Here is a 2,277-nt window from a genome sequence, read left to right on the forward strand (position 1 = left end):
CACGTGAAGAAGTCGTTCTTGAGTTAATAGAAGCTGCAGTACCAATTCCGGTTACTGTTAAAGCTGATCAAATTAGAATAATTCAAAAGGAGGCTGACTGATGGCTAAAGATACAGTCGAAGTTCTTATCGAAGGTGGAACAGCTACTCCAGGCCCACCATTAGGACCTGCTTTAGGACCTCTCGGTATTAACATGATGCAAGTGGTTGAAGAAATCAACAAAAAAAGTGCTGACTTTGCGGGAATGAAAGTGCCTGTAATTATCAGTGTTGATAGAGACACCAAAGAATTTGAAATTGAAATTGGTACTCCACCAACAACTGCTCTTATCATGGAAGAATTAGGCATCGAAAAAGCTTCTCATGAACCAGGTTTAGATATTGTAAATGACTTACCAATTGAAACCGCTTTAAAAATCACAAGAATGAAATTTGATTCATTACTTGCAAATGATTACAAAGCAGGAATCAAAGAAGTTATGGGAACCTGTGTAAGTATGGGATTATCTGTTGACGGTAAAGACCCAAGAGAAGCACAAAAAGATGTTGATGCTGGAGTTTATGACGATATTTTAAATGAATAGATATTGTCAAGTTAAAATTTAAATTAAGTTAATAAATACAGTGTATATGATGTTATAATTTAATTATAATTGATATACTGTTTTTAATTCATGCAATCGTTTAAGAATTTTTTTCTTGTAATGATTCTCATGAAACCAAAAAAATATCCAATGAACATTAAATGTTCATGGGGGATGAATAATGACACAAGATGTAATTAACGCGGTGAAGGAGGCAAAAGAACAATCTAAGCCGAGAAACTTCACTGAGTCCGTAGATATTATTATTAATATCCGTGACTTAGATGTCAAAAAGCCAGAAAATAGGTTTAATGAGGAAGTTACTCTTCCTAACGGCCGTGGCAAAGATGTTACAATCGGATTCATTGCTGATGGGGAACTCATTGTTCAAGCTAAAGATGCTGGTCTTGACACTGTAATCAACAAACAGGATTTAGAAGAGTTCGGAAAAGACAGAAAATCCGCTAAAAAAATGGCTAACTCTGTTGATTTCTTAGTAGCTCAAGCTGATATGATGCCACTCGTTGGTAGATTCCTCGGTCCAGTTTTAGGTCCACGTGGAAAAATGCCAAAACCAGTGCCTGCAAGTATCAAATTAGATCCTCTTTTAGAAAGATTACAAAGTACTGTCAAAGTTGGTGTAAAACAACAACCTTCTATTCAAATTGTTGTTGGAAGCCAAGACATGTCAGACGAGGATATAGCTGAAAATGTGGAAACTGTTCTTACAGTCTTAGACCGCAATTTAGAAAAAGGAAGAAGTCAAATTAAGTCCATGTTTATAAAAACAACTATGGGACCAGTAGTGAGGGTGATCTAATGGCTCATGTTGCTGAATGGAAAAAGGAAGAAGTTAAAGAGCTAAAAGGTATTATTGACGAATACGATGTTATCGGTATTGTCGATTTAATGAACATTCCTGCAAAACAGCTCCAAGAAATGAGAAAATCTCTCACTGGAAATGCTGTAATCAGAATGTCCAAGAAAAACCTCATTGATTTAGCTTTTGAAGATTGCAATGCTGAAAAAACCAACATTGTTGATTTATCTGAACATATGGATGGTCAAGTTGCAATTATTGCAACCGAAATGAATCCTTTCAAATTATACAAAATATTAGAAGACAGCAAAACTTCAGCTCCTGCAAAACCAGGATCTATTGCTACTGACGATATTATTGTACCTGAAGGGGATACTGGATTTGAACCTGGTCCATTTTTAGGTGAATTGCAACAAGTCGGAATTCCTGCAAAAATCGACAAAGGAAAAATTTGCGTTCAAAAAGAAACTGTTGTTGTAAAAGCTGGTGAGGAAGTATCCAAACAAGTAGCAGCAACTTTATCAAGAATGGATATTAATCCGATGGAAGTAGGAATTGATTTAAAAGCAGTATATGAAGAAGGATCCATTTATACTTCTGACGTACTCGCAATCGATGAAGAACAAACATTAGCTGACGTACAAAATGCATTCAGAAATGCATTCAACTTATCTGTAAACGCAGCTATCCCTACTGATGAAACTATTTCCACTATCATTACTCTTGCATACACCAGAGCTATTAATGTCGGTGTAGAAGCAGCAATAATGACTTCTGAAACTTCAGAACCAATCATTGGTTTAGCACAAGCTAAAATGTTAGCATTAGCATCCGAAGTTGCTGACGCACCTGGTGCTATTGACGATGAATTAGC

General features: G+C 36.1%; 3 protein-coding genes and 1 pseudogene. All 4 read left to right on the forward strand.

Annotation, left to right across the window (positions count from 1 at the left end; translation table 11 throughout):
* Positions 1 to 101, forward strand: a pseudogene (locus IJ258_RS04650) (transcription elongation factor Spt5); the annotation flags it as partial.
* A complete protein-coding gene (locus IJ258_RS04655) occupies positions 101 to 583 on the forward strand; it encodes a 50S ribosomal protein L11 (protein ID WP_292803643.1) in 483 nt (160 codons plus the stop codon). The pseudogene IJ258_RS04650 and the gene IJ258_RS04655, both read left to right, overlap by 1 nt.
* A 181-nt stretch (positions 584 to 764) precedes the next feature.
* Positions 765 to 1,403 carry a 50S ribosomal protein L1 gene (locus IJ258_RS04660; RefSeq protein WP_292803646.1) on the forward strand — a complete coding sequence of 213 codons (639 nt, stop codon included), beginning with the start codon at positions 765 to 767 and terminating at the stop codon, positions 1,401 to 1,403.
* Positions 1,403 to 2,277: 50S ribosomal protein L10 (locus tag IJ258_RS04665; RefSeq protein ID WP_292803649.1), on the forward strand; the 875-nt coding region annotated here is incomplete at its 3' end. The genes IJ258_RS04660 and IJ258_RS04665, both read left to right, overlap by 1 nt.

It is taken from the genome of Methanobrevibacter sp., from assembly GCF_017468685.1.
Classification (GTDB): Archaea; Methanobacteriota; Methanobacteria; order Methanobacteriales; family Methanobacteriaceae; genus Methanocatella.

Excerpts from the sequence above, each read along its gene's own strand:
- IJ258_RS04655 (WP_292803643.1), top strand. The coding sequence starts at position 101 with ATGGCTAAAGATACAGTCGAAGTTCTTATCGAAGGTGGAACAGCTACT.
- IJ258_RS04660 (WP_292803646.1), top strand. The coding sequence starts at position 765 with ATGACACAAGATGTAATTAACGCGGTGAAGGAGGCAAAAGAACAATCT.